Raw genomic sequence first — 24,488 nt, 5'->3', positions numbered from 1 at the left:
TGAAAGGAGAATGTGAAAAATGGCGAAAAAAGGATACATACAATTAACGAATGGAAAGAAAATTGAGTTTGAACTTTACCCAGAGGCTGCTCCAGGTACAGTAGCAAACTTTGAAAAATTAGCGAATGAAGGCTTCTACGATGGATTGAAATTCCACCGCGTGATCCCAGGGTTCGTAAGCCAAGGCGGCGATCCAAACGGTAATGGAACTGGAGGACCTGGTTACACAATTAAATGTGAAACAGAAGGAAACCCTCATCAGCACGAGAGAGGTTCATTATCAATGGCACACGCTGGTAAAGACACTGGCGGCAGCCAATTCTTTATCGTACATGACCCACAGCCGCACTTAAACGGTGTTCACACTGTTTTTGGCAAAGTAACATCTGGTATCGAAGCTGTTCTTGATATGGAACAAGGACAAGGCATGGAAAAAGTCGAAGTTATCGATGCTTAATCCAAAACACCGCTTAATTGCGGTGTTTTTTTATTTTAAATCTGATGTTCCTGTGATCTGTGCCGTGAAGCGGTAGGTGATCATCCAATATAAAAGGGCTAAGGCGCTGATAGAGGCTCCAAATAAACATACCCCATTCCAGCCAGCGTTTGCGTATATGTTAGTTGATACAATAGAACCGAGCGCACTGCCGAGGGAATAAAAAATCATATAAGCAGCAGTCAGTCGGCTTCTCGCCTCAGGCCGGACCATGAAAATCATACTTTGATTGGTCACATGAACGGCCTGCACAGATAGGTCAAGAATGACGATACCAACGATTAATAAAATGAGGGAATATTCAGTGAAAAAAATAAAACACCATGAAAAGAGTAATAGGACAAGGGCGATGCACGTTGTTAACTGTCCTAAGCCTCGATCAGCAAGGCTTCCAGCTCGAGCGGCACCTAATGCTCCGGCAACTCCAGCAAGGCCAAATGCACCAATCGCCGTATGTGACAGATTGTATGGCGTAGTGCTGAGAGGCAGCACAAGTGAAGTCCACAGCGTGCCAAACACAACAAAGATCAGAAAACCCAGTACGCCACGGATGCGTAGAATTCGTTCTTGTCTGAACAATGTAAACATTGAAGCGAGCAAGTTTACATAGGATATGGCGATTCTCTTGTTGTCAGCACGAGGAAGATACCGGTACAACACCCCAGTTATGATCAGCATCATCACGCCGGAAACGAGATAGACTGATCTCCAGCCGGCGAGATCGGTTAGTACACCAGCAAACGTTCGTGCGAGAAGAATACCAATCACAATTCCACTTTGAACCAAGCCTACTATGCGGCCGCGTTCTTCAGGAGCGGCCCATGTCGCTGCGAATGCTACGAGTACCTGAGTGACTACAGCAAGCAGTCCCACCGCAGCTAGTCCTATGAACAGGACGGTGGCGGTAGGGGCGATACCGACTAGAACGAGAGATAACACGGATACTAGCATTTGAGCTACAATGAGCCGCCGTTGGTTGAACAGATCACCAAGTGGTACGATCAGTAGCAGTCCTAGCGCATAACAAAGCTGAGTAATCGTAATGACCATACCAATGGCTGAATAGCTGATACCAAACTCGGATGCGAGGGAGTCTAATAATGGCTGTGCAAAGTATATGTTTGCAACTGCCATCCCGGAGGCTGTCGCAAACAGTAGAGCCATATTGCGAGTCATCGTTGATCGGGTGGTTATTTGTAAATGAGTCGTTTCCAGATCAGAATGTTCAACGGCATTCATTTTTCTTTTTTCATGCATGTCATCATCTCCTTTTGTACTAAAGAGTATAATATACTGTTCGGTATAAAATAATTCCTGTTAAGGATAACCATAGAAACGTTTTAAAGTCAAGGTGATGTAGTGAAGATCTTGAGAGAGGCAGTCAATTTGACAATGATACGTCAATAAAATAAAATGATAATGTACCGATAAGTAAAAAATATCCTTATAAGAAATAGATGATTGATCTAGTGAAGAGATTTTTATGATAGAAATGAGGGTTGATGATGGTTCGACAACGGGAATTTGATGAGGAAAAAGCGTTAGATGAGGCTTTGTTGCTTTTTTGGGAGAAGGGGTACAGAGCCACTACATTAAGCGACTTAACTGCAAAAATGGGAATACAGCGGCCAAGCTTATACTCAGCGTTCGGTGATAAAGAGGAATTGTTTGAAGCAGCATTACGCAAATATACAACTCAGCATGCAGCACATATTCGATCAAAACTGCAAAACAATCTATCTGCAAAGGAAGCATTTCATACATTATTTGCTGAATTAGTAGAAGAGGAATATGGAGATGGGCCGAGTAAAGGGTGCTTCTGCATCAATACAATAGTCGAGCTTGCCCCCCACGAAGAGAAATTTGAAATTCTCACAAGAGAGCATCAAATGTATCTTTCGGTCATTTTTGAAGAAAAAATTGTACAAGGTATTCGCTCGGGTGAGCTCGAAAGCAGTCTGAATGCCAAAGCCTTAGCACAGGCGTTGGTTGTTTCTTTTATTGGACTTACAGTTCTCATGAAATCTCGCCCAGAGCGTTCATTTGTAGATCATTCTGTGGCGACGATACTATCCATATTGAAATAAATAGTCTATATAAAAAAGCGTATTTTGATCAATTGATTAAAACACGCTTTTTCTTTTAGGGTGTGATGGACACGTTTTTGTGATATGATAAGAGAACAAATATTCGTATTCGTGAGTGTCACCATATGTAGCTCTAAAAATAAGTGAAAGTGCACATCTAAAAAGCGTGTGATCATGCAAAGAAAGCAGGAGATACTTTGAAACCATTAACAAAAGAAGAAAAAAACCAGATGATGATTGCTATTCAACGTTACTTTGCCGAAGAACGAGAAGAGGAGATTGGTGAATTAGCAGCCATCAATATATTAGAATTTATCACAAAACATCTTGGAAGCTACTATTATAATCAAGGGGTTCGTGACAGCCGAAATATCGCTGTTCAAAGATCTCAATTGTTAGAGGAAGATCTATTCGCATTAGAGAAAAGAATATAATCAAAAAGCTCGTCTTTCTTGTTTACCCTGCTAACAGATAAAGAGGAAAAAAGACCCCCTTAATAAAGAACGCATATTCGTATCATATGTAATGATGAAAAGGTGGAACCAAAAGTCCATTTGAATCGTTATATAAGTAACCATTAATGAAAATCAGCTTTTTTGGTTTTATTTCATCAAAAGAAGGAATAGAACATACAAATAGGCGAAGTGCAGATGATGGAGGTTCTAAATATGGGGAAAATCAAATTAAAAATCGCAATCTTATTTGTTTTACTGCTTTGTTTAGGCGCAGGTTATTTATACATGAATGGCATGAAAATTGAAGATGTGCCAACAGCCATTGGCGAAAGCTTAACAAATAATGACAAAGATTACACAATCTATGAATATACCATTACAAAAATTGATGGTGATGAGTATTACGGTCAAGCCAAAAATGGCACGAAAATCATTTTTAATGGAAAGAAATTTGAAGATGATGTGGCCGATCTGAAAAAAGGCGATCGTATTAAAGCATACTTTAGTAATGAAAAAAGAATAGACGGTCTTATAAAAGTAGTAAAAGTCGTCAATTAACAAGTCTCCTTTCCCATAAGGAGGCTTTTTTTATGAACAGGTGAATAAATCTTGATTGTTGCATTTGACAACAAGGATCGCTATAATAGCCCCTAGGGACAGCTAAATATCGATTGTATCCTTCGGGGCAGGGTGAAAATCCCGACCGACGGTAATAAAGCAAATGCTTTACAGCCCGTGACCCGTTAATTTATTAACGGTTGATTCAGTGAGAAGCTGAAGCCGACAGTGAAAGTCTGGATGGGAGAAGGATAACGAAAGCTATGTATGAACAAAAATAAGTGTTGATCATAGTTTTATTTCTAATGCAAAAAAACCAAAGCCCCGGAATTTTTCCGGGGCTTTCTGTATGTCAATATAGTCATCGCATGCAGTGTTTATTAGGTGATCCCTCATTTACCTTGTATGGACCATAAAAAGCGACGAAGGTGTTCAATCGATCACATGTCCCAAACATCGCTTTTTCATAAAGTGAGAAATACAAAAGAAAGAGAAAGGGAGGATCACATGTTTACGGGGATTATTGAAGAAGTGGGTACAGTCCAGTCATTGAGCAAAAGATCCGCAGATGCCATGGAAATCATCATCAAGTGCAGTCGTGTACTAGAAGATGTTCACCTAGGCGATAGTATCGCCATCAATGGCGTTTGTCTCACTGTCACAAGCTTCACAAAAGAACAGTTTGCGGCAGATGTGATGCCTGAGACGGTCAAAGCGACATCACTTGATCAGCTTGCACCAGGTAGCCAAGTGAATTTAGAGCGAGCGATGTCCTCAAATGGACGATTCGGCGGTCATTTTGTTTCAGGCCATGTTGATGGAACGGCTGTGATTACCCGTGTAGAAAAGAAGAGTAATGCCATTTACTATGATTTGAAAATGGACAAGACCCTCACAGATATGCTCACAAAAAAGGGATCGATCGCAATAGACGGCGTCAGCTTGACTATTTTCGATTTGCGAGATGCTCATGTGACAGTTTCTATCATTCCACATACGCTTGAAGGAACTATTTTTCCGACTAAATCTATGGGGGATGTAGTAAATATTGAATGTGACATGATCGGTAAATACATTTATCGCTTTTTAACAAAAGAGCAAAACGAAAAGCAGCCATCACGATTAACCCCATCATTTTTAAAAGAGCACGGATTCTAGGAGGCGATTGTATGTATCATTCAGTTGATGAGGCAGTAAATGCCCTGAAACGAGGAGAAATCATTATCGTAGTAGATGATGAAGACAGAGAAAATGAAGGAGACTTTGTGGCACTTGCTGAGCATGCAACGCCGGAAGTCATTAACTTCATGGCTTTACATGGAAGAGGTCTTATTTGCACACCAGTTCATGCCTCGATTGCGAAACACTTGGATCTGCATCCCATGGTCGAGCGAAATACGGATGCACATCATACAGCATTTACAGTGAGCATCGACCATACGTCAACGACAACTGGTATAAGTGCTTTTGAGCGCTCAACGACCATTTTGGCCATGTTAAATAAAGAGTCAAAACCAGAAGATTTTGCCCGCCCAGGTCATGTTTTCCCTCTTATTGCGAAAGAGGGAGGCGTAGTAGAAAGACCAGGTCATACAGAAGCGGCCGTTGATCTTGCTAAACTTGCGGGTTCAGTGCCAGCGGGTGTCATATGTGAAATTATGAATGCAGATGGAACCATGGCCCGCGTACCCGAACTACAAAAAATTCAAAAAGAACACGATTTAAAGATGCTGACGATTGAAGCATTGCAGGCATATATAAACAAGCAAACAACGACAATGAAAACAAAATAAAAATCACAAAAAAGGATGATGAACATATGAATACAATACAAGGGAATGTAGTAGCAGAAGGATTAAAGTTTGGAATCGTCGTCGCTAGATTTAATGATTTTATTACAAGTAAATTGCTAGATGGAGCAGAAGATACATTGCTCAGACACGGAGCAAACGGTGACGATATTGATGTCGTGTGGGTGCCAGGGGCTTTTGAAATTCCGTATATGGCAAAAAAACTAGCAGAAACAAAAAAATATGATGCAGTCATTACACTTGGAACCGTGATTCGCGGGGCAACATCCCATTACGATTATGTTTGTAATGAAGCGGCTAAAGGAATCGCACAAAGTGCCATCTCAACAGGGGTGCCGATTATCTTTGGTGTACTGACAACAGAATCTATTGAACAAGCCATTGAAAGAGCCGGTACAAAGGCTGGAAATAAAGGCAGTGAATCGGCTGCAGCTGCTATTGAAATGGCCAACCTAAATCGAACGTTTCGTTAATTTGATGAAAAAGAGTTTAAAAACAACCTAAAAGTGTTTATAATGTGTGATGAGCAAGTGATTCATAAGACATTTGCTGGAAAATAGGATAATTTTAATATTGAGGGGTATATATGTTAATTCGTTACAAGAGGTCTTTTGAAAAAATTGCCATGGGACTCCTGTCTTTTATGCCGGGTGAGAAAGACGTCAAACAGCTTCAGCAGACGATAAAGTCGTATGAAATGGATGAAGATCGGCAGCTGTTCCTTTGGAAAGATGGCGAGGATATCGTCGGTGCGATTGGTGTGCTGAAAACAGACGACCAAGTACAAATCGAACATATTAGTGTCAATCCGTCCCATCGTGACCAAGGCATCGGCAAGGAAATGGTATTAGCCGTGGAAGAAGTATTCAAAACGAAAACACTCATTCCAAATGAATTAACGCAAGGCTTCTTTCATAAGTGTCACAGTGAAACAAACTAAATATCACACATGTAAAAGCAGAGGTTATATGCCTCTGCTTTAGATTGTTGACAAATGGCTAAAATGAACTTGATTTTAGCCATTTGTCTTCTTTTCAGCGTGATAGAAAACCTTTGCAGTCTAGGAAGGACGAGTACTGGAGCGGAGCGAATTCGATATTCGTGAGCACCGGCACGCAGGACTGACACCGAATGCGAGGGTTTGTCTACACGCTGAAGCAGAGGTTATATGCCTCTGCTTTTTTTACGTTCCATCTGCTTTTCACGTTCAAGCAATACGTCCGTCCGATCACGCAGTCTATGTTTTTCAATTAAGAATGTATGGGATAAGTTGCTCTCCTGTCCGAAGGTTAAGCCTTCTTTTTCCGCCATCTCTTGGCATAAAGAAAGAAGCGTTTCATCTCGGATTGGCAGCATCACACTTTCGTAGGGCATGTCTTCATCGATTTTCTTTTTCAGTGTTCTCAGCAGTAAAAGAAACGCCTCTTCATCAAGACCTAATTCTGTTAGTATGTTCCGGTCCGAATCTAATATATGAAGGCTGTTTGAAATCAGCCGTTTTGCTCCTTTTCCATTCCCTCGTCTTTGATGATACAAAGCAACAGCAAGCTGAATGAGACCCACCCAGTACTTTTTACGCTGATGAGGAGGATCTTCTTTCCAAAATTCTTCAAGAATTTCATGACACTCAAAATAATCTCTTGTCGTATGAAATTCATGTAAAAAAGCCACGTACGCTTTAGGATACACAGCAGTCATCTCCTTTTCCACTATCAGTCTAACATACCGAAAAGAAAAGAAGAAAGAGCGCCCCTTTATGAAAGGACGCTCTGTTTCTTTAATAAACCCAAGCCGCGCCAACGATGATCAGCAAGATGAACAGCACAACAATAAGCGCAAATCCTCCGCCGAAGTAATAACCATCTCCCATAATGTTACGGCCTCCTTTTTCATCAGTTCTGATTACAATGGTATTCTATGTATAAATGCCCTCATTGGTATGGGCGAATCCACTGTTTTTCTTTTTTTGCCTGCTGCCTCATGGTCGAAATTATATTGGACGAGAGCTTTATGGTGTCTTATACTAAAGGTTAGCCGATGAAAACGGTACTTAGAAGACAGTAGAAATGGTGAGAAAAGAATGCTGGAATATCAGGTGAAAATAGATTCGTTTGAGGGTCCTTTGGACTTGCTTTTACATTTAATTAACCGTTTGGAAATTGATATTTATGATATTCCCGTCGCTAAAATTACGGAGCAGTATTTATTATATGTCCACACGATGAGGGAGCTTGAACTTGATGTTGCAAGTGAGTATTTGGTGATGGCTGCAACCCTCCTGAGCATTAAAAGCAGAATGCTTCTCCCAAAACAAGAGGAAGAGCTGTTTGATGAAGACCTGATGGAAGAAGAAGAGGACCCTCGTGATGAGCTGATTGGCAAATTAATTGAATACCGCAAGTATAAAAATGCAGCGCAAGAACTGAAGGAACGTGAAGAAGAGCGGCAAAACGCCTTCACAAAACCACCAAGTGATTTAAGTGAATTTGCAAAAGAAGCAGAAGCGAAGGACACAAACTTACACGTCACGGTGTATGATATGTTAGGTGCGTTCCAAAAGGTATTGAACCGCAAAAAAATAACAAAACCAGCACCATCAAAGATTACAAGACAAGAAATCCCGATTGAAGACAAAATGAATGAGATTATGAACCATTTAAGAAAAACAAAAAAGCGGACCAATTTCATGACTTTGTTTCAACATGATCAAAAGGAACACCTTGTCGTGACGTTTCTTGCTGTTCTCGAATTGATGAAAAGCCATCAAATCATGCTGGAGCAGGAAGGAAACTTTGAAGATATTTATATCATAGGGAGTGAAACGATTCATGACGCTTGATATCGTGAATTGGAAAGCCATCTTAGAAGCGCTGCTATATGCAGCAGGTGACGAAGGCTTAACAAGAAAACAGCTCATGTCTGTTCTTGAAGTTGATGAGGCAGCGTTGCTTGATATTATGTCTGCCGTAAAGGGAGAATATCAAAAACAAGAACGAGGGATTGAGCTTATTGAATATGCAGATTCATATATGCTGCTGACGAAAAAAGAATACAGCGTATATTTAAAAAAATTAGTAGAGACACCATCGAAAGGTTTGTCACAGGCAGCGCTAGAAGTGCTCGCCATTGTCTCGTATAAACAACCGATTACACGCAGCGAAGTCGAGGAGATCAGAGGCGTTAAATCAGAACGAGTGTTGCATAGTTTAGTTGCCAAAGCACTGCTCTGTGAAGTAGGACGTGCCGATGGACCGGGACGAGCGATCCTTTATGGGACAACACCTACCTTTTTAGAGCAATTTGGTTTAAAAGCCTTAGATGAATTACCGCCACTTCCAGAGAATGTGGAAGCAGATGGGGTGCAAGAAGAGGCTGATCTCTTTTTTGAAAACTTCAATCAAACATTTGAAGAGATAAAATAGTTCAAAATAAGGAAAAATGTATGATAAAATATAACAAAGATTTTAGGTCTAAAACCTTTGTTTGAAAGATAAAATGGTGACAAAGCCATGAGGGGAAGGTAAACACGAAACAAATGGCACATATGAATGTAAAGGCTCAAGTTGATCAAGCAGGCGTTTTTTTATCAAAGGTTGCAGTTGAAATGAATGATTTTCTGAACGAAGCTACCTTATCAAGCTTGAAACGATTAAACCCGGAAGCGGAAGCCTATTATTGTGACATATTAAGTACATTGCGGAAGCTTGCAGTTTATAGCGAGGATGCCGCGGCGGTTTGCAGGAAAATCGGGCAGCAGCAGACATTCCCGCAGCAAGCCGCACAGCAGACGCTTCATCGTATTTATCATCAATGTATTGAAGAATTTTTTACACCAAAAAAGGATACATGGTATGAAGATAGCCGTTCAGCCTACACAGGAAAAAGCTGCATTGTTTTCCATCATGAAGTATCGGCTGAAGTCAAACGTTTGTTTTCTTCATTAGAAAAAGAGTTTTTAACGATGAGAGAAGAGCTGGAATATACAACATCTCATCAGCAAATGAAAATGGTATAAAGAAGAATGAAAAGTGACTCTAATCATCGAGTCGCTTTTTTTTATGGACGAGGGCATCATAACTTTTTCAGCCGCGCATACACTTGTACAAAACGGACAAGGACGTGAATGAACATGCCCTATTTAAAAATTGGAACAGCAGTCCTTCTTCTATTGACACTCTTACTGCCTTTTTCCTCACACGCTCAAGCAGACGTCTCATTATCGGTGAGTGCGAGAAGCGCCATTTTAATAGATGGACAGTCAGGCAGAGTCCTATTTGGAAAGGACGAGCACGAAAAAAGAAGAATCGCCAGTATCACAAAAATTATGACAGCTGTATTAGCCATTGAATCAGGAAAAATGAACGACATGGTCAAAGTGTCAAAACGTGCGATTCAAGCGGAAGGTTCTTCGATTTATTTAAAGGAAGGACAGAAGGTGAGCTTAGAAGACTTGACATACGGGCTCATGCTGCGCTCTGGAAATGATGCAGCTGTTGCCATTGCAGAACATGTTGGCGGCAGCTTAGAAGGGTTTATTTTTATGATGAACCAAAAGGCCTCTGAACTAGGCATGGAGAATACGAATTTTCAAAATCCGCATGGACTCGATGATCATAAAAACCATTATTCATCAGCTTACGATATGGCAATCTTAACGAAATACGCCATGAAGCATCAGCAATATCAAAAAATTGCCGGTACCACCTTTTATAAAGCAAAAACAATCGAAGGTTATTGGAAAAACAAAAACAAGCTGCTCACTGGTTTGTATCAATATTCGACTGGAGGGAAGACAGGATATACAAAACTTGCAAAACGCACACTTGTCTCCACAGCTGCAAAAGGAGATGCTGCGCTCATTGCTGTGACGATTAATGCACCGGATGATTGGAAGGATCATATCTCAATGTTTGAGTATGCATTTGATCACTATAAAACGTATGTGCTTGCTGAAAAAGGCAGGCTCGCTTCGTTAAAAGGGACTTTTTACGAAAAAAAAGCGTTTATTAAGCGGGATGTGGACTATTTTCTAAATGAGGATGAGAAAAAACTAGTGGAAATCGAAACGGAAATGCTGACGCCTGAAAAGAAATGGGAGAAAAACAAAGAAGCGATCCCAGATGTAGTAGGGAAAATGACGTTCTTACTCGATGGTCAGGTGATTGAGCAAGTCCCCATTTTTTATGAAAACAAACGCAACCGAATGCCTCAAAAAAGCTTTCAAGAAATGTTTAAGTCTGTCTTTCAGACATCGATAGGCGGATCTTCATGGTCAATCTGATCTGGGTATTCCTCACGGTCATCGGTCTTGTCTATGCAATGTTTAACGGAACGATGCATGAAGTGAATGAAGCGGTCTTTAAAGGATCAAAAGAAGCGGTCACCATTTCAATAGGGCTGATTAGTGTTCTTGTATTCTGGCTAGGATTGATGAAGATCGCAGAAGAAGCGGGGTTGTTACATTTCTTTAGTAAATTATGCCGGCCCTTTATCTCAAAACTATTTCCTGAGATTCCTGCGAATCATCCAGCGATGGGGTATATTCTGTCCAATCTCATGGCAAATTTCTTTGGCCTTGGCAATGCTGCCACTCCACTTGGGATTAAGGCGATGGAGCAGATGAAAGCATTAAATGGCGGAAAAAATGAGGCGAGCCGGTCTATGATTACTTTTTTAGCAGTCAATACATCTTCTATCACACTTGTGCCAACGACTGTCATTGCCATTCGTATGACCTATGGCGCAGATCAGCCAACAGATATTGTAGGTCCAACCATTTTGGCGACACTTATTTCAGGTATCGGTGCGATTATGATTGATCGCTATTTCCACTATCGCAGAAGCAGGCGGGGGTGATCTTGTGGCATTTATTAACTGGCTGTCACTTGCTTTGATTCCACTGATCATCGCAGGAATATTGATTGCAGGGACGATTAAAAAAGTACCGACGTACGAAACATTTGTAGAAGGCGGGAAAGAAGGCATTCAAATTGCCTTTTCAATCATTCCGTATTTAGTCGGTATGCTTGTCGCCATTACGATTTTCCGAGCATCAGGTGCCCTTGACTTTGTCATGGAATTATTGAAACCTGTGTTTACAGCGATTGGTATTCCTACAGAAGTGGTGCCGCTAGCTTTGATACGCCCTATATCAGGAACAGCGGCGCTTGGTATGACATCAGACTTAATTGCGACTTATGGTCCAGATTCTTTTATCGGCAAGCTTGCCGCCGTTATGCAAGGGTCAACAGATACGACCCTTTATATTTTAACCGTCTATTTTGGAGCAGTTGGTATTAAAAAAATGGGAGATGCACTGAAAGTGGGGCTGCTTGCAGACCTGATTGGGATCATTGCATCGATTATTATCGTCAGTTTGTTATTTAGCGGCGCCTAATCAGGTGCTTTTTTTATTTCGTGGATGGAAAACAGCTTTTTTGTTGAAATTAGACAGATGAAACGCTTATTTTTCCACGAATGCTTGTTTGTTTCAAGCCAAGCAAGTAAGATAGTACATGAGGTGAAAGACAAATGGAACGTTTACAGAAAGTAATTGCCCATGCCGGCGTCGCTTCTAGACGAAAGGCTGAAGAATTAATTAAAGAAGGACGAGTTACCGTTAATGGTGAAACAGTGACAGAGCTCGGAGTAAAGGTGGGCTCTTCAGATAAAATTGAAGTCAATGGCTTAAAGCTTGAAAGAGAAGAACCGGTTTACTTTATGCTTTATAAACCGCGCGGCGTCATTTCAGCTGCCGAGGATGATAAAGGACGCAAAGTCGTGACAGACTTCTTTGATGATGTTCCGCAGCGTCTGTATCCAATCGGCCGGTTGGATTATGATACGAGCGGTTTAATTTTGATTACAAATGATGGCGAATTTGCCCATAAGCTCATGCATCCGAAATATCAAATTGATAAAACGTATGCAGCGAAACTAAAAGGCATCCCTTCAAAAGAATTGCTTAGAAAGTTAGAAAAAGGAATCATGTTAGACCATAAAAAAACAGCACCTGCCCGTGCCAAAATGCTTTCGATTGATAAACGAAAGCAAACATGTATTGTGCAATTAACCATTCATGAAGGCAGAAACAGACAGGTTCGCCGCATGTTTGAAGCAATCGGACACGACGTTTTAAAACTCAAAAGAGAGCAATATGCTTTCCTTCATATTGAAGGCATGAGACCAGGAGATCGCAGAGAATTGACGCCGCATGAAGTAAAACGCCTAAGAGCGATTGCGGATCATGGGAAAAGCGCTTTTTAATTTTCACATAAACTTCAAAAAATGAAGAAGCATCAAAAGAAGGAGAATGCTATAATTTACCTGAATGTCTATGGGGAAGGGGTACTTCAGATGAAGAAAAGACGATTTTTCATACGGACGGGCATTCTCCTCGTGATGCTTGCTGCACTATGTTATACGATGTATAACTCAGTATTTGCCAAACAGGATCAAGTCAAAGAAGGATCTATTGCGCCTAACTTTGTCCTTCAATCGGTAGATGGGGAACGGATTGAATTAAAGGACTTAAAAGGCAAAGGCGTCTTTCTCAATTTTTGGGGTACATGGTGCGGTCCATGTAAGCAGGAATTCCCTTATATGGCAAATCAGTATGAAGTGTTCAAGGATCGCGGTGTCGAAATTGTTGCCGTGAATGTGGGGGAATCCAATATTGCTGTGAAGAACTTTATGGATGCTTATGGCGTGAATTTTCCTGTTGCCATGGACAAAGATCGTCAAGTGACAGAGGCATATGATATTACGCCGCTGCCAACCACATTTTTAATTAATCCTGAAGGCAAAGTAATCAAAGTCATAAAGGGAACGATGACAGAACGTAATGTCTATGAATATATGAATTTGATTAAACCAAAGGGGTCATAGAATGAAAGAGGTAAAGTGCGAGTGTGGACATATTAATCCAATCGGTACTGTTCTATGTGAATCATGCGGGAATCCCATTGCAGCAAAAGAGAAAAATTCATCAAAGCTGCTTGATATGAGATATGACGGCAGTGCAAGACGCTCGCAAACATACAACAAAACGATTGTTGATAAAGTATGGAACTTTTTTTCTTCCGTAAAAGTGGGTGTGTGGCTCATTGTCATCACACTGTTAGCTTCTTCGCTAGGAACTATTTTTCCGCAGGAGCGGTTTATTCCGCCAGGTGCATCAGCTTCCACTTATTATGAGGAGCAATATGGGTCGTTTGGCAAGTTATATTACATCCTTGGATTCCATGATCTTTATAATTCTTGGTGGTTTTTAGCCCTTGTCGCATCTATCGGAATTTCCCTTGTGATTTGCAGCCTTGATCGAGTGATTCCACTTTATCGTGCACTCAAAAATCAAGGGGTTGTCAAAAAAGAAGGCTTTATGAGAAGGCAGCGTCTTTTCAGCGAAACAAACAAAACATTAGATCAACATACATATGAAGGCATCGTTAGTAAGATGAAACAAAAGCGTTACCGCGTACGAGAAGAAGATGGACATATTTTAGCTGAAAAAGGCCGCTTTTCCCGCTGGGGACCTTACGTCAATCATATTGGATTAATTATATTTCTCATTGGATCCATGCTCCGGTTTGTTCCGGGAATGTACGTGGATGAAACATTATGGGTAAGAGAAGGCGAAACGGCACCAATCCCAGGGACGGGAGGCCAATACTTCTTAAAGAATAACGCGTTTTCAATTGACCGCTATGAATCTGAAAAAGAAAAAGAAGTCTTTGAAAATGCGATTGAAAAGGCTGGCGATGGTCAAGTCGTCAAAAGTTATAAAACCGATGCCGTTTTATACAAACGTGAAGGGGAAGTTGTTTTTGGTGAAAAGCCAAAGCTAAAGCAGGTAACAGAACACGATATTAAAGTGAATGAACCGCTTAAGTTTGACAATTTCTCATTATATCAAGTGGATTTTAAACAAAATGAACTCGATCAAATGGTCTTTCAGCTGATTCGAAAAGATACTGAGAAATCTTTCGGAACAGTGAAGATTAATCTGCTGGAGCCTAAGTCAGAATATGATCTTGGTAGCGGTTACAAAGTCAAGGTGATGAGTTATTTGCCTGATTTTTATTTTGACGAAGATGGCACACCTAGTACGAAAACGAGGAATCCAAATAATCCTGCGTTCGTATTTGAAATGATCTCTCCTGAAAAACCAAAAGGTGAAAAAAGCTTTGTCGCAATTCAAGAGACAGTAGAGGGTTCTGATAACAATCTTTATAAAATGAAATTTGACCGGGTTGAAACAAAAAACGTGACAGGTTTAACGGTTCGAAAAGACTTAACACTCGGGGTACTTATTATTGGCGGAATCATCTTTATGATTGGTGTCGTACAAGGGATGTACTGGCAGCATAGAAGAATCTGGCTGTCGGCAAAGGATGGAAAAGTATTTGTGGCAGGACATACAAACAAAAACTGGTTCGGCTTAAAGTCTGATCTTAAGGTGTTGCTGCACGGCAGTGGCATCAAACAGCCAGTGGATCAAAAAGAACTGCCTGATACAACAAGTATCAGCAAAAGCAAGGGGGAAGGGTTAGATGGCGGCAGTCAGTGAAAACCTGTTATTTGCAGCTTTTCTATTTTATTTAGCGGCAGTTCCTTTTTTTGGAGGGGCCATTAAAGGAAAAAAGAAAGAAGAGGGTCCGCGCAAAAATAAGGCGGCACTTATCGGCATAACGCTCACCATCATTGGTTTTTTGAGTCAATTTGGCTATTTTATTTCAAGGTGGATCGCGTCTGGTCACGCACCAGTCAGTAATCTGTTTGAATTCACCACAGCCTTTGGCATGATGCTGGTGCTCGCATTTATTATTTTATATTTTGTCTATCAAGTGTCTGTGCTAGGTTTATTCACACTTCCAATCGCTTTATTAATCATTGCTTATGCAAGCATGTTTCCATCGGATATTTCACCGCTGATTCCTTCGCTTCAAAGTAATTGGCTATATATTCACGTCACGACAGCAGCGCTTGGTCAAGCCATTTTGGCGATCAGTTTTGTGGCAGGTGTGATTTTTCTTTTGAAGCATGTCGATCAAACAAAACCGGGGAAGAAAACCTTTGGCTTAGAGCTGGTCATGTTTATGATTGTGGTCACCCTTGCATTTATCGCTGTCACGTCCATCTTTAGAATGACAGGGTATGAAGCGGAATTTAATTGGGTAGATAAAAATAAAGAAGAGAGCGTCATGGTCTATGAGCTGCCTGCCTTAGTAGGACCTCATAAAGGAGAACTTATCACAAAAGATCGTTTAGAGCCTGTGGTTGATCTGCCGCCTGTTTTTTCAGGTAGAAAGGTGAATACAGTGCTGTGGTCATTTGGCGTTGGGCTGATCATTTATGGACTGCTAAGATTGATCATTCGCAAACGACTAAGTGCGCTGCTTCAGCCGCTCGTAAGACAGGTGAATCTTGATTTAGTCGATGAAATTGGATACAGGGCTGTTTCCATAGGATTCCCTGTATTTGCGTTAGGTGGTCTTATTTTTGCGATGATCTGGGCACAAATTGCATGGACGAGATTCTGGGGATGGGACCCGAAGGAAGTATGGGCTTTAATTACATTTTTATTTTACGCCGCCTATCTCCACCTTCGGTTATCACGAGGCTGGCATGGTGAAAAGTCCGCTTGGCTTGCTGTGATCGGATTTGCGATCATTATGTTTAACCTCATCTTTGTCAACCTAGTGATTGCGGGGCTTCATTCTTACGCGTAATCGCATGAAAAAGGCCAACTTTTATGATTCGATTCGGCTTTTTGTTAAAATGTATGTAACAACGGAGAAAGCAGGAGGATTGTCTAATGGAACACACAACTCAAACGAAAATATTAGTCGTCGATGATGAGGCAAGAATTCGCCGCCTTTTAAAAATGTATTTAGAACGGGAAAATTATGAAATTGATGAAGCGGAAAATGGGGATGAGGCCATTCAAAAAGGACTTCAAACCGATTATGACCTCATTTTGCTTGATTTAATGATGCCTGGGACAGATGGGATCGAAGTGTGTAATCAAATTCGAGATAAAAAAGCCACACCAATTATTATGCTGACAGCAAAAGGTGAGGAAGCCAACCGTGTGCAAGGTTTTGAGGCAGGAACGGATGATTATATCGTCAAACCTTTCAGTCCGCGTGAAGTGGTTCTTCGTGTGAAAGCACTGTTAAGAAGATCGTCTCAAACGTCATATCTCAATACTGGAACAACCACAAAAGATGTTCTTGTGTTTTCTCATCTATCCATTGATCATGATGCACACCGGGTCACAGCAGATGGAAAAGAAGTCAGCCTCACGCCGAAGGAATACGAACTTTTGTACTTCTTGGCAAAAACGCCGGATAAGGTCTATGACAGGGAAAAGCTTCTCAAAGAAGTGTGGCAGTATGAATTCTTTGGGGATCTGAGAACAGTGGATACCCACGTCAAAAGGCTTCGCGAAAAACTAAATAAAGTGTCACCAGAAGCAGCGAAAAAAATCGTGACAGTATGGGGTGTCGGGTACAAATTTGAGGTCGGCGCTGAATGAAGCTGTGGAAAAGTGTCGTAGGAAAGCTATGGTTAACCATTCTTTTCCTCGTGCTCATTGTTTTATCGATTTTAACTGTGCTTCTTTTAGAGTTCATTGAGAATTACCATGTGGAAGAAGCAAAGTCTGATTTAACACAAATGGCCAACAAAGTAGCAGTCATTTTAGAAAGCCATGAGGATCAATCGCTTGCAAGGTCGATTACATCAGAACTAGCTGATAAATTGACAAGTATCGCGATTGTTCAAGAGGATGGACTAGAATGGTATTCGTCTGAAAAAGGCGGGAAGCTTCCTGCTATCACAAAAGAACAAATTGAAGCAGACAAAGATTTGAACAGAGCACTGACAGAACGAAAAAAAATCAGTAAACGAGCTGAATCTGATACAGGCAATCAGAAGGATGAACGCATTGTAGTAGGTGTTCCTTACGAGGCGAACGGAAAGAAAGGGATGGTCTTTCTTTCTCAATCCCTCCTCGCTGTAGAGCAGACAACAAAACATACGACGCGTTATATCTTCCTCGCAGCCGGAATTGCGATTGTGCTGACGACGATTTTCGCTTTCTTCTTATCCACTCGTGTCACCTATCCTCTCAGAAAGATGAGAGAGGGAGCACAAGATTTGGCGAAAGGAAAATTTGATACAAAGATTCCTATTTTAACGCAAGACGAAATTGGGGAACTGGCGATCGCCTTTAATCAAATGGGCAAGCAGCTTAAATTTCATATAACCGCTTTAAATCAAGAAAAAGAACATTTGTCCAACATTCTCAGCAGTATGGCAGACGGTGTCATCACGATCAATATTGATGGAACGATCCTCATGACAAACCCTCCTGCAGAAAGATTCTTGCAGGCTTGGTATTACGAGCAAAATATGAAGATCAAAGATGGGGATGAACTGCCGCCAGAAGCGCGTGAATTGTTTCATACTGCCGTCAGTACGGAAAAAGAGCAAATGATCGAAGTCACGCTGCAAGGGCGTACTTGGGTTCTTCTTATGTCTCCGCTTTATAACCAGCAAGATGTCAGAGGGGCGGTTGCGGTGCTTCGCGATATGACAGAAGAGAGAAGACTGGATAAGCTAAGAAAAGACTTCATTGCAAATGTCAGCCATGAACTCCGCACACCTATTGCTATGCTGCAGGGCTACAGTGAAGCGATTGTCGATGACATTGCCGGATCAGAAGAGGAAAAGAAAGAGATTGCCCAAATTATCTATGACGAATCACTTCGAATGGGGCGTCTTGTGAATGATCTTCTCGATCTCGCGCGTATGGAAGCTGGTCATATTACACTGAATCTTGAATCAACTGATACAGAAGAGCTGACTGAAAAAATCTACCGTAAATTCCTTGGAATTGCGAAAGAAAAACAAATCAACCTGACGTATGAAATTCAAGTAGAAGAACCGTATTTTGTATTTGATCCAGATAAAATAGAACAGGTTTTTACAAATCTCATCGATAATGCCATTCGTCATACACCTGAAGGCGGAGAAGTTCACTTCTCAGTTCAATCGGTGGAAAATGGGCTCAAGATGGATGTGAAAGATTCGGGAAGCGGCATTCCTGAAGAGGATCTCCCATTTATTTTTGAACGGTTCTATAAAGCAGATAAAGCAAGAACAAGAGGACGTTCCGGTACGGGGCTGGGCCTTGCGATTGTGAAGAACATCGTAGAAGCGCATCAAGGCTCCATTCATGCACATAGTAAAGCTGGAACAGGTACTCACTTCACTTTCTATATTCCGAAAAAAAAGCAGGAACTCGTCTAATCTTGACGAAGAATCTTGTTACATGAGAAACACTTCTTTTCGAAAGAAAACGAAGTGTTTTTTCTATTTTCATATTTTTAAGGAGAAGTTAAACAAAAAGCCCTTTCCAAATTGTCGATCTTGTAATATATTTGTCATAAAGTTGTAATGTAACGTTTTGTGAGAGTCACTCGACAAAAATAAGTGAACGGAGGGGTTTCCTATGCATGAAACCTTTCAAAAAATATATGATTCGTACCATCAAGATTTGTACCAATTTTTATTTTATATGGTAAAAGATAAAAATCAGGCAGAGGATCTCGTGCAGGAGGTTTACATTCGGGTACTTCACTCATATAAAACTTTTGAAGGAAGAAGCAGCGAGAAAACATGGCTGTTTTCAATTGCAAGGCATGTGGCAATTGACTGGTTTCGCAAACAGCAAACCATCAGACAACGGGTGCTCGGCACGTTTGATTGGGATAAACAGGATGTAAAAGATCCAGACCTGCTCCCAGATGAATTGGCTGTACAGGATGAAAATATCAAAGAAATTTATGCCGCACTTGATCATTGCACCATTGATCAACGAGCCGTCATCATTTTAAGGTTTATCCAAGGCTACTCAATCATGGAGACGGCCAAGGCGCTAAAGTTCTCGGAAAGCAAAGTCAAAACAACGCAGCACCGAGGCCTGAAAGTGCTCCGAAAACATATGGAGCTTTTGAAGGAGGAGCTAGTGAATGAAAACGAACAGGTCCAATTGGAGCGAAGAACGAATTAAAGTATTACTCAGTCAGCTTCCAAAGGTGGAGGACAACCGTTCATCTAAGCAGATTTACCAGCAAATGCTGATGGCAAGCGGGAAGAAAAAGAAAAGTGCCAGATGGATCGGTCCAGCGGTCGCAACCGTTGTGGTCTTATTTATGGCGTTTTTGATTTCTCCTCATTTATTTCAGCCGGCTGCTCAAGATATAAAGAAAGTGAAAATGGACTCGAGTGCTGAAAAAGGACAGGTGAATGCTACATTAGAGGCGGTAAAAAACACAAATGATCCTTCACATGTTGCTTATGCATCTGACAAAGAAAAGTATATGACGATTTCATACATAGATGAATCGACTTCTCAAGTTGTCCCAATCAGTATTCAAAAAGAAAATAAGCATGACGATGTGCAGGCGCTTCTTGATACATATGAAAAACTGGAGCTGCCTGAAATGACAAAACCTCTTCAAGCCTATATGGATATGGTGGATGTGAGTGAAAAAGGAGACACACTGATTTTTCAGCTGAAAAATGATTTGTCTCTTGATACATTAAAAGAAGCCAACCGTTTTAAAGACTTGGTAAAAGAAACGTTAAAATGGAGCCAATATAAACAAGTACAGGTCAAGTCTGTCAATGGCTCGCACCTTCAATTAGGGACGAATGGCCGTCTTGGTACCATTTCAATTAATAAACAAACAAAGCACGCTTACTACGTTTTAGAAAATAAGAGCGGGACATTTTTGGTGCCCTCAAAAGATGATTATCCTTCTTATAAAGATGCGGTAGAGGCGATGAAGCGGGCGAATGATGCAGGACTCGATCCACTCATTAAAGAAGAGCCTATTAAAAAAGTGACATCAAAAGGTAAACATGCAACCATCACGTTTGGAGCATCAGCACAATTAACGGACTCAATTGATCATATTTTACTTATTGAAGGGCTGCTGCTCACAGCGAAAGATTTCGGTTTTACAGATGTCACGATACAAAATGCAGGAACAGATCAAGTAGGCCCATATGAATTAAAAGAACCGCTAGAGGTACCGGCACTGCCAAACCCAGTTGTTATCAAAGAACGCTAAAGGACGCAACTTATGCGTTCTTTTTTCATGTATAGAAAAGGGCTTCCTTGAGGTATACTAAGCTGTCATGAAAAGAACTTCAAAGAAGGGAAGTCACTGATGAAAAGGTATTGCTACATATGTGCTAGCTGTTTCTTGTTCTTGACCTTATCACCGTTTGCCCATGCAGAGAAAACAACCGAGTGGGTGGAACCAATCAAAGGTGAAGTCACTGATTTGTTTGGGACAAGAGGTGGTTCGCATAAGGGGTTAGACATTGCTGCACCAGAAGGAGAATCCATTTTTGCTGCAAGCGAAGGTGTGGTTACTCGTTCCTATGTATCTGCTACATATGGAGAAGTTGTATTTATTCGGCATCCCAATGGATATGAAACCGTCTATGCGCATTTAAATGCGCGTTTTGTGAAGAATGGTGATCATGTACAAACAGGGCAGCCGATCGGCATCATAGGCAACACAGGCGCTTCTAGGGGCACTCATTTGCATTTTGAGGTGCACAGGGGTAATTGGTCAGTTAATAAAGAAGATGCAGTAGATCCGCTCACAATCATTGCAAGAGATCGTTTCCAAGAGCCAGCCCTTCATGTAGATGGATATGAGAAACATACATATGTCATACAACGAGGGGACACGCTCTGGTCCATTGCTAAAGCACATCAAATGACCGTTGATCAATTGAAGAAAATCAATGCACTGACAAAGAATCTCATACGTACAGGTGAACGTTTAATCGTTTCAACAAAATAAACCTCATGCAAAAGCATGAGGTTTACCATTTTTTTATAGGTCAATCAGACGTACAGAAAGAATATCGCTCACTTTAGTTAACGTTTGGACAATTTCATCTTCAAGGTGCTTGTCAAAAGAAAGCATCATGATGGCTTCGCCGCCTTTTTCTTTACGGCCTACTTGCATTGTCGCAATGTTCACATCGTGGTCGCCTAATATCTTTCCAACTTGACCGATCACACCAGGTGCGTCAGTATGCTGAATATAGACAAGGTGCCCATCTGGGTAAAAGTCAATATTGAAACCATTAATAGAAACGACACGTTCACCTAGATGCGGGATATACGTTGCTTTTAATGTAAAGGTGGAAAGGTCACCTTTGACTTCAATGGAAATGCTGTTCTCATAGCCAGATTCGCTTGAAGAAATTTTCTCGCTAAAGCTAATGCCGCGTTCTTTTGCCACCATACCAGCATTGACTTCATTTACAGTCGAATCGACACGCTCTTTCAAAAAGCCAGAAAGCAGACTTTTTGTAATAAACGATGTTTCGAGTTTTGCGATAGATCCTTCATATGAAATGCTGACTTCTTTTACAGGTTCTCTCATCGATTGAGAAACAAGACGTCCAAGTTTTCCTGCAAATTGATGATAAGGCTGGATTTTTTTGAACTCGTCTTTTGTCATCGCTGGTAGATTAATAGATGACATGACCGGGAGTCCTTTTGCAAATTGAAGAACTTCTTCAGAGACTTGTGCCGCCACATTTAATTGTGCTTCTTTTGTAGATGCACCAAGATGCGGAGTGGCAATGACGTTTGGATGATCCACAAGTGGATTCTCAGTAGGTGGTTCTACTTCAAATACATCGAGAGCAGCCCCTGCGACATGACCATTTTCAAGTGCTTCAAGAAGGTCTCGTTCGTCAATGATGCCGCCGCGTGCACAGTTCACTAGACGAACACCTTTTTTCGTTTTTGCGATTGTTTCTTTATTGAGAAGTCCTCTAGTTTCTTTTGTTAAAGGTGTATGTACCGTAATAATATCTGATACTTCAAGCACTTCATCAAGTGATTTTGCATTGACACCAATTTTTTCGGCACGTTCTTTTGTGAGGAAAGGGTCAAATACGTTGACCGTCATGCCAAATGCTCTTGCACGCTGGGCGATTTCACTTCCAATTCTGCCTAAGCCAACAATCCCAAGAGATTTTCCGTAAAGCTCAGCACCGACATATGCGCCTCTGTTCCATTCTTTTGATTTAACAGAAATATTCGCTTGAGGAATATGACGCATGAGAGATGAGATCATCGCAAACGTATGCTCTGCCGTTGAAATCGTATTTCCATTTGGTGCATTGATGACAATCACACCGTGTTTTGTTGCTTCATCAATGTCAATGTTGTCGACTCCCACACCGGCACGGCCAACAATTTTTAATGAAGTCATTTTTTCATAAAGTTCTTTTGTCACTTTTGTGGCACTTCTGACAAGTAAGGCATCAAACGTGTGTAATTCATCTTCTGCTTCTGTTACATTTTTTTGAACAATTTCAACAAAATCTGATTCTAATAGTGGTAAAAGACCATCATTGCTCATCTTATCTGAGACTAATACTCGAAACATCGTAAGATTTCCTCCTAAAATAAACGTCATAAATATCTGATAATTTACCATATTCCTTTTCACTGTGTCAATCAAATTAAAGCAGTAAAGCGAAAAAGAAAACACGAACATTTTTTAGTGTCTTGATCAAGAATGGACACCTTTAAACAAAAGATAACCAATTTTTACGCATTTGTCATTATAAATTTTAGGTTTTTTGCGATTTCTTAAAACTGATGAATTTGCTCAGGATTTTTATCTGTACAAATGTTCATATATCATATATAATGATGTCGAATTGAATAATGATCAATCTTCGGGGCAGGGTGTAATTCCCTACCGGCGGTGATGAGACATAGTCTCTAAGCCCGCGAGCCTTTTTTGGCAGGATTCGGTGTGATTCCGAAGCCGACAGTATAGTCTGGATGGGAGAAGATGGAGGTTCGTAAACGTTGAAAACATGTCTGTTTATACGTTTATTTGTGTAGCCTAAATTTCCCGCTCCTGTGTATGTATTCAGAGCGGTTTTTTTGTGGCTAAAATTGAACAATCCTCTTTTCGAAAGATTTGATCGAAAAGGAGAGAGAATATTGAATCAAAGTAGAGTAAAACGTTTAGTTGTTACCAGTATGCTTAGCAGTATTTCGTTTGTATTAATTTTATTAGATTTCCCTTTTCCGGGACTTCCAGCGTATTTAAAAATTGATTTTAGCGATATTCCGGCGATTATTGCGATTTTGATTTATGGGCCAGGTGCAGGGATTGCCGTTGAGGCTTTAAAAAATGTACTACATTACCTCATTCAGGGCAGTATGTCCGGTGTTCCTGTTGGGCAAGTAGCCAATTTCATTGCAGGCACATTATTCATTTTGCCAGTCGCTTTTATGTTTAAAAAAATCAAATCAGCAAGAGGAATGGCGTGGTCAATGGTCATCGGTACAGTGCTTATGACCGTCATGATGAGCATTTTAAATTACTTCTTGTTCCTTCCAGCGTACACATGGTTTTTAAACGCACCTGAACTATCAGATCATGCGCTTAAAACAACCATTACAGCAGGAATCTTACCTTTTAACTTTATTAAAGGAATCATCATCACCATCGTCTTTAGTTTCATTTTTGTCAAAATGCGTCCGTGGTTTGAAAATAAACGCCGACTTCAAAATAGTTAATATAAAAAAAGCCCCTTTAAAAGGGGCTTTTATCCTATTCATGCTTAAGTGGATCACCATCGAAAGTTTCGTCCGCAACTTTGATTGAGTCAGTTGGGCAACCTTCAAATGCATCAAGCATATCTTCTTCAAGTACTTCTGGAACTTCTACAGTCCCCTGATTGTCATCAAGCGTGACAAATGCAATGCCTTCATCATCATAATCATAAATGTCTGGAGCAGCTGCACCGCATGCGCCGCAAGCAATACATGTGTCTTTGTCTACAATTGTATATTTTGCCATGTTAAAAAAATACCTCCCAGATTGTTCGATGGAACAAATGGTTTAACCTTTTTAGTTTCACCGATAAAAAACCAATTTCCTCAAACCTTATTGTAATGATTTTAAATTCACATTTCAACTGTAAAGTGATTGAGAATGCTTATCAC

The 24,488-nt window shown here is 40.8% G+C and carries 29 protein-coding genes and 2 riboswitches; of the genes, 24 read left to right on the top strand and 5 right to left on the bottom strand.

The annotated features are described in order from the left end of the window. Positions 1 to 19: 19 nt before the first annotated feature. Positions 20 to 457, top strand: a complete 438-nt coding sequence (locus tag MHI41_RS10715) for a peptidylprolyl isomerase (RefSeq protein ID WP_007501040.1) — start codon at positions 20 to 22, stop codon at positions 455 to 457. Positions 458 to 487: 30 nt separating this feature from the next. Here MHI41_RS10715 and MHI41_RS10710 read toward each other — a convergent pair whose 3' ends face one another. Further along, a complete protein-coding gene (locus tag MHI41_RS10710; protein ID WP_249668898.1) occupies positions 488 to 1,753 on the bottom strand; it encodes an MFS transporter in 1,266 nt (421 codons plus the stop codon). A gap of 248 nt (positions 1,754 to 2,001) precedes the next feature. Between MHI41_RS10710 and MHI41_RS10705 the strand changes: the two genes are divergently transcribed. The 7 genes from MHI41_RS10705 to MHI41_RS10675 all read left to right on the top strand — a co-directional run bounded on the left by MHI41_RS10705 (position 2,002) and on the right by MHI41_RS10675 (position 6,347). Beyond that, positions 2,002 to 2,583: a TetR/AcrR family transcriptional regulator gene (locus tag MHI41_RS10705; RefSeq protein WP_046343886.1), complete on the top strand. Its 582-nt coding sequence runs from the start codon at positions 2,002 to 2,004 to the stop codon at positions 2,581 to 2,583. Positions 2,584 to 2,780: 197 nt separating this feature from the next. Beyond that, the gene (locus MHI41_RS10700) at positions 2,781 to 3,017 is read left to right on the top strand and encodes a DUF2164 domain-containing protein (RefSeq protein WP_017359788.1); all 237 of its coding nucleotides are present in this window, start codon (positions 2,781 to 2,783) and stop codon (positions 3,015 to 3,017) included. A 234-nt stretch (positions 3,018 to 3,251) separates the two neighbouring features. Beyond that, complete coding sequence (locus MHI41_RS10695; protein WP_008344451.1) at positions 3,252 to 3,596, top strand: hypothetical protein; 345 nt, start codon at positions 3,252 to 3,254, stop codon at positions 3,594 to 3,596. A gap of 114 nt (positions 3,597 to 3,710) precedes the next feature. Continuing rightward, a riboswitch (FMN riboswitch) is annotated at positions 3,711 to 3,852 on the top strand. 251 nt (positions 3,853 to 4,103) lie between these two features. Next, on the top strand, positions 4,104 to 4,754 hold the full coding sequence (gene ribE / locus MHI41_RS10690; RefSeq protein ID WP_026050106.1) for a riboflavin synthase: 651 nt from the start codon (positions 4,104 to 4,106) through the stop codon (positions 4,752 to 4,754). Between the two features lie 11 nt (positions 4,755 to 4,765). Then, a complete protein-coding gene (gene ribB, locus MHI41_RS10685) occupies positions 4,766 to 5,389 on the top strand; it encodes a 3,4-dihydroxy-2-butanone-4-phosphate synthase (RefSeq protein ID WP_017359786.1) in 624 nt (207 codons plus the stop codon). A gap of 26 nt (positions 5,390 to 5,415) precedes the next feature. Then, positions 5,416 to 5,880 carry a 6,7-dimethyl-8-ribityllumazine synthase gene (ribE, locus tag MHI41_RS10680; protein WP_007501031.1) on the top strand — a complete coding sequence of 155 codons (465 nt, stop codon included), beginning with the start codon at positions 5,416 to 5,418 and terminating at the stop codon, positions 5,878 to 5,880. A gap of 113 nt (positions 5,881 to 5,993) precedes the next feature. After that, on the top strand, positions 5,994 to 6,347 hold the full coding sequence (locus MHI41_RS10675) for a GNAT family N-acetyltransferase (protein WP_008344455.1): 354 nt from the start codon (positions 5,994 to 5,996) through the stop codon (positions 6,345 to 6,347). A 224-nt stretch (positions 6,348 to 6,571) separates the two neighbouring features. On the opposite strand, the gene MHI41_RS10670 is transcribed toward MHI41_RS10675, so the two are convergent. Together MHI41_RS10670 and MHI41_RS10665 are read right to left on the bottom strand one after the other, a co-directional pair. Then, positions 6,572 to 7,096, bottom strand: a complete 525-nt coding sequence (locus tag MHI41_RS10670; protein WP_019743088.1) for a DUF309 domain-containing protein — start codon at positions 7,094 to 7,096, stop codon at positions 6,572 to 6,574. An 88-nt stretch (positions 7,097 to 7,184) separates the two neighbouring features. After that, positions 7,185 to 7,277, bottom strand: coding sequence for a YjcZ family sporulation protein (locus MHI41_RS10665; RefSeq protein ID WP_008359694.1), 93 nt, complete (start codon positions 7,275 to 7,277; stop codon positions 7,185 to 7,187). A gap of 210 nt (positions 7,278 to 7,487) precedes the next feature. On the opposite strand from MHI41_RS10665, the gene MHI41_RS10660 reads away from it, so the two are divergent. The 15 genes from MHI41_RS10660 (at position 7,488) to MHI41_RS10590 (ending at position 21,300) form a co-directional block, all read left to right on the top strand. After that, entirely contained in the window at positions 7,488 to 8,246 is a 759-nt protein-coding gene (locus MHI41_RS10660; protein WP_007501021.1) for a segregation/condensation protein A, read from the top strand. Then, on the top strand, positions 8,236 to 8,829 hold the full coding sequence (scpB, locus tag MHI41_RS10655; RefSeq protein WP_007501020.1) for an SMC-Scp complex subunit ScpB: 594 nt from the start codon (positions 8,236 to 8,238) through the stop codon (positions 8,827 to 8,829). Before MHI41_RS10660 ends, scpB begins: the two co-directional genes overlap by 11 nt. Positions 8,830 to 8,942: 113 nt before the next feature. Continuing rightward, entirely contained in the window at positions 8,943 to 9,422 is a 480-nt protein-coding gene (locus MHI41_RS10650) for a YpuI family protein (protein WP_007501019.1), read from the top strand. A gap of 114 nt (positions 9,423 to 9,536) precedes the next feature. Continuing rightward, positions 9,537 to 10,688 (top strand): D-alanyl-D-alanine carboxypeptidase family protein, encoded by a 1,152-nt coding sequence (locus MHI41_RS10645; RefSeq protein ID WP_035702877.1) that lies wholly within the window; start codon positions 9,537 to 9,539, stop codon positions 10,686 to 10,688. After that, on the top strand, positions 10,676 to 11,263 hold the full coding sequence (locus tag MHI41_RS10640; RefSeq protein WP_007501015.1) for a nucleoside recognition domain-containing protein: 588 nt from the start codon (positions 10,676 to 10,678) through the stop codon (positions 11,261 to 11,263). The genes MHI41_RS10645 and MHI41_RS10640 overlap by 13 nt, the downstream gene beginning before the upstream one ends. Positions 11,264 to 11,267: 4 nt before the next feature. Beyond that, complete coding sequence (locus MHI41_RS10635; protein WP_019743084.1) at positions 11,268 to 11,804, top strand: spore maturation protein; 537 nt, start codon at positions 11,268 to 11,270, stop codon at positions 11,802 to 11,804. 134 nt (positions 11,805 to 11,938) lie between these two features. After that, on the top strand, positions 11,939 to 12,673 hold the full coding sequence (gene rluB / locus MHI41_RS10630; RefSeq protein WP_008344472.1) for a 23S rRNA pseudouridine(2605) synthase RluB: 735 nt from the start codon (positions 11,939 to 11,941) through the stop codon (positions 12,671 to 12,673). A 90-nt stretch (positions 12,674 to 12,763) separates the two neighbouring features. Then, positions 12,764 to 13,294 carry a thiol-disulfide oxidoreductase ResA gene (locus MHI41_RS10625; RefSeq protein WP_008344474.1) on the top strand — a complete coding sequence of 177 codons (531 nt, stop codon included), beginning with the start codon at positions 12,764 to 12,766 and terminating at the stop codon, positions 13,292 to 13,294. A 1-nt stretch (position 13,295) separates the two neighbouring features. After that, positions 13,296 to 14,975: a cytochrome c biogenesis protein ResB gene (locus tag MHI41_RS10620; RefSeq protein WP_146271176.1), complete on the top strand. Its 1,680-nt coding sequence runs from the start codon at positions 13,296 to 13,298 to the stop codon at positions 14,973 to 14,975. After that, on the top strand, positions 14,959 to 16,137 hold the full coding sequence (gene ccsB / locus MHI41_RS10615) for a c-type cytochrome biogenesis protein CcsB (RefSeq protein ID WP_048003377.1): 1,179 nt from the start codon (positions 14,959 to 14,961) through the stop codon (positions 16,135 to 16,137). Before MHI41_RS10620 ends, ccsB begins: the two co-directional genes overlap by 17 nt. 86 nt (positions 16,138 to 16,223) lie before the next feature. After that, positions 16,224 to 16,946: a response regulator transcription factor gene (locus MHI41_RS10610; protein WP_003215596.1), complete on the top strand. Its 723-nt coding sequence runs from the start codon at positions 16,224 to 16,226 to the stop codon at positions 16,944 to 16,946. Further along, complete coding sequence (locus MHI41_RS10605) at positions 16,943 to 18,724, top strand: ATP-binding protein (protein WP_024718919.1); 1,782 nt, start codon at positions 16,943 to 16,945, stop codon at positions 18,722 to 18,724. Before MHI41_RS10610 ends, MHI41_RS10605 begins: the two co-directional genes overlap by 4 nt. A 202-nt stretch (positions 18,725 to 18,926) precedes the next feature. Beyond that, complete coding sequence (sigX, locus tag MHI41_RS10600; RefSeq protein ID WP_007501006.1) at positions 18,927 to 19,487, top strand: RNA polymerase sigma factor SigX; 561 nt, start codon at positions 18,927 to 18,929, stop codon at positions 19,485 to 19,487. Continuing rightward, positions 19,447 to 20,553, top strand: a complete 1,107-nt coding sequence (locus tag MHI41_RS10595) for a sigma X negative regulator (RefSeq protein ID WP_146271178.1) — start codon at positions 19,447 to 19,449, stop codon at positions 20,551 to 20,553. Before sigX ends, MHI41_RS10595 begins: the two co-directional genes overlap by 41 nt. 99 nt (positions 20,554 to 20,652) lie before the next feature. Next, on the top strand, positions 20,653 to 21,300 hold the full coding sequence (locus MHI41_RS10590; RefSeq protein WP_026050105.1) for a M23 family metallopeptidase: 648 nt from the start codon (positions 20,653 to 20,655) through the stop codon (positions 21,298 to 21,300). Positions 21,301 to 21,333: 33 nt separating this feature from the next. Here the strand turns inward: MHI41_RS10590 and serA are convergent, their stop codons facing one another. After that, a complete protein-coding gene (serA, locus tag MHI41_RS10585; protein ID WP_008344488.1) occupies positions 21,334 to 22,908 on the bottom strand; it encodes a phosphoglycerate dehydrogenase in 1,575 nt (524 codons plus the stop codon). 287 nt (positions 22,909 to 23,195) lie between these two features. Further along, positions 23,196 to 23,328: riboswitch (FMN riboswitch) on the top strand. Between the two features lie 149 nt (positions 23,329 to 23,477). Between serA and MHI41_RS10580 the strand changes: the two genes are divergently transcribed. Continuing rightward, entirely contained in the window at positions 23,478 to 24,059 is a 582-nt protein-coding gene (locus MHI41_RS10580; RefSeq protein WP_019744031.1) for an ECF transporter S component, read from the top strand. A gap of 34 nt (positions 24,060 to 24,093) precedes the next feature. Here the strand turns inward: MHI41_RS10580 and MHI41_RS10575 are convergent, their stop codons facing one another. Next, a complete protein-coding gene (locus tag MHI41_RS10575; RefSeq protein WP_008344492.1) occupies positions 24,094 to 24,342 on the bottom strand; it encodes a ferredoxin in 249 nt (82 codons plus the stop codon). Positions 24,343 to 24,488 lie beyond the last annotated feature (146 nt).

The sequence above is a fragment of the Bacillus sp. FSL M7-0307 genome, from assembly GCF_038627835.1.
GTDB lineage: Bacteria > Bacillota > Bacilli > Bacillales > Bacillaceae > Bacillus > Bacillus altitudinis.
The sequence above is the reverse complement of the archived record's forward strand: the minus strand, read 5'-3'. Positions and strand labels throughout refer to the sequence as shown.

Coding starts and splice junctions, on each gene's coding strand:
- MHI41_RS10590 (WP_026050105.1), top strand. CDS start 20,653: ATGAAAAGGTATTGCTACATATGTGCTAGCTGTTTCTTGTTCTTGACC.
- MHI41_RS10620 (WP_146271176.1), top strand. CDS start 13,296: ATGAAAGAGGTAAAGTGCGAGTGTGGACATATTAATCCAATCGGTACT.
- MHI41_RS10710 (WP_249668898.1), bottom strand. CDS start 1,753: ATGCATGAAAAAAGAAAAATGAATGCCGTTGAACATTCTGATCTGGAA.
- MHI41_RS10595 (WP_146271178.1), top strand. CDS start 19,447: ATGAAAACGAACAGGTCCAATTGGAGCGAAGAACGAATTAAAGTATTA.
- MHI41_RS10675 (WP_008344455.1), top strand. CDS start 5,994: ATGTTAATTCGTTACAAGAGGTCTTTTGAAAAAATTGCCATGGGACTC.
- ccsB (WP_048003377.1), top strand. CDS start 14,959: ATGGCGGCAGTCAGTGAAAACCTGTTATTTGCAGCTTTTCTATTTTAT.
- MHI41_RS10660 (WP_007501021.1), top strand. CDS start 7,488: ATGCTGGAATATCAGGTGAAAATAGATTCGTTTGAGGGTCCTTTGGAC.
- MHI41_RS10645 (WP_035702877.1), top strand. CDS start 9,537: ATGCCCTATTTAAAAATTGGAACAGCAGTCCTTCTTCTATTGACACTC.
- sigX (WP_007501006.1), top strand. CDS start 18,927: ATGCATGAAACCTTTCAAAAAATATATGATTCGTACCATCAAGATTTG.
- MHI41_RS10575 (WP_008344492.1), bottom strand. CDS start 24,342: ATGGCAAAATATACAATTGTAGACAAAGACACATGTATTGCTTGCGGC.
- MHI41_RS10650 (WP_007501019.1), top strand. CDS start 8,943: ATGGCACATATGAATGTAAAGGCTCAAGTTGATCAAGCAGGCGTTTTT.
- MHI41_RS10640 (WP_007501015.1), top strand. CDS start 10,676: ATGGTCAATCTGATCTGGGTATTCCTCACGGTCATCGGTCTTGTCTAT.
- MHI41_RS10665 (WP_008359694.1), bottom strand. CDS start 7,277: ATGGGAGATGGTTATTACTTCGGCGGAGGATTTGCGCTTATTGTTGTG.
- ribB (WP_017359786.1), top strand. CDS start 4,766: ATGTATCATTCAGTTGATGAGGCAGTAAATGCCCTGAAACGAGGAGAA.
- ribE (WP_007501031.1), top strand. CDS start 5,416: ATGAATACAATACAAGGGAATGTAGTAGCAGAAGGATTAAAGTTTGGA.
- MHI41_RS10605 (WP_024718919.1), top strand. CDS start 16,943: ATGAAGCTGTGGAAAAGTGTCGTAGGAAAGCTATGGTTAACCATTCTT.
- MHI41_RS10625 (WP_008344474.1), top strand. CDS start 12,764: ATGAAGAAAAGACGATTTTTCATACGGACGGGCATTCTCCTCGTGATG.
- scpB (WP_007501020.1), top strand. CDS start 8,236: ATGACGCTTGATATCGTGAATTGGAAAGCCATCTTAGAAGCGCTGCTA.
- ribE (WP_026050106.1), top strand. CDS start 4,104: ATGTTTACGGGGATTATTGAAGAAGTGGGTACAGTCCAGTCATTGAGC.
- MHI41_RS10715 (WP_007501040.1), top strand. CDS start 20: ATGGCGAAAAAAGGATACATACAATTAACGAATGGAAAGAAAATTGAG.
- MHI41_RS10610 (WP_003215596.1), top strand. CDS start 16,224: ATGGAACACACAACTCAAACGAAAATATTAGTCGTCGATGATGAGGCA.
- MHI41_RS10705 (WP_046343886.1), top strand. CDS start 2,002: ATGGTTCGACAACGGGAATTTGATGAGGAAAAAGCGTTAGATGAGGCT.
- MHI41_RS10695 (WP_008344451.1), top strand. CDS start 3,252: ATGGGGAAAATCAAATTAAAAATCGCAATCTTATTTGTTTTACTGCTT.
- serA (WP_008344488.1), bottom strand. CDS start 22,908: ATGTTTCGAGTATTAGTCTCAGATAAGATGAGCAATGATGGTCTTTTA.
- rluB (WP_008344472.1), top strand. CDS start 11,939: ATGGAACGTTTACAGAAAGTAATTGCCCATGCCGGCGTCGCTTCTAGA.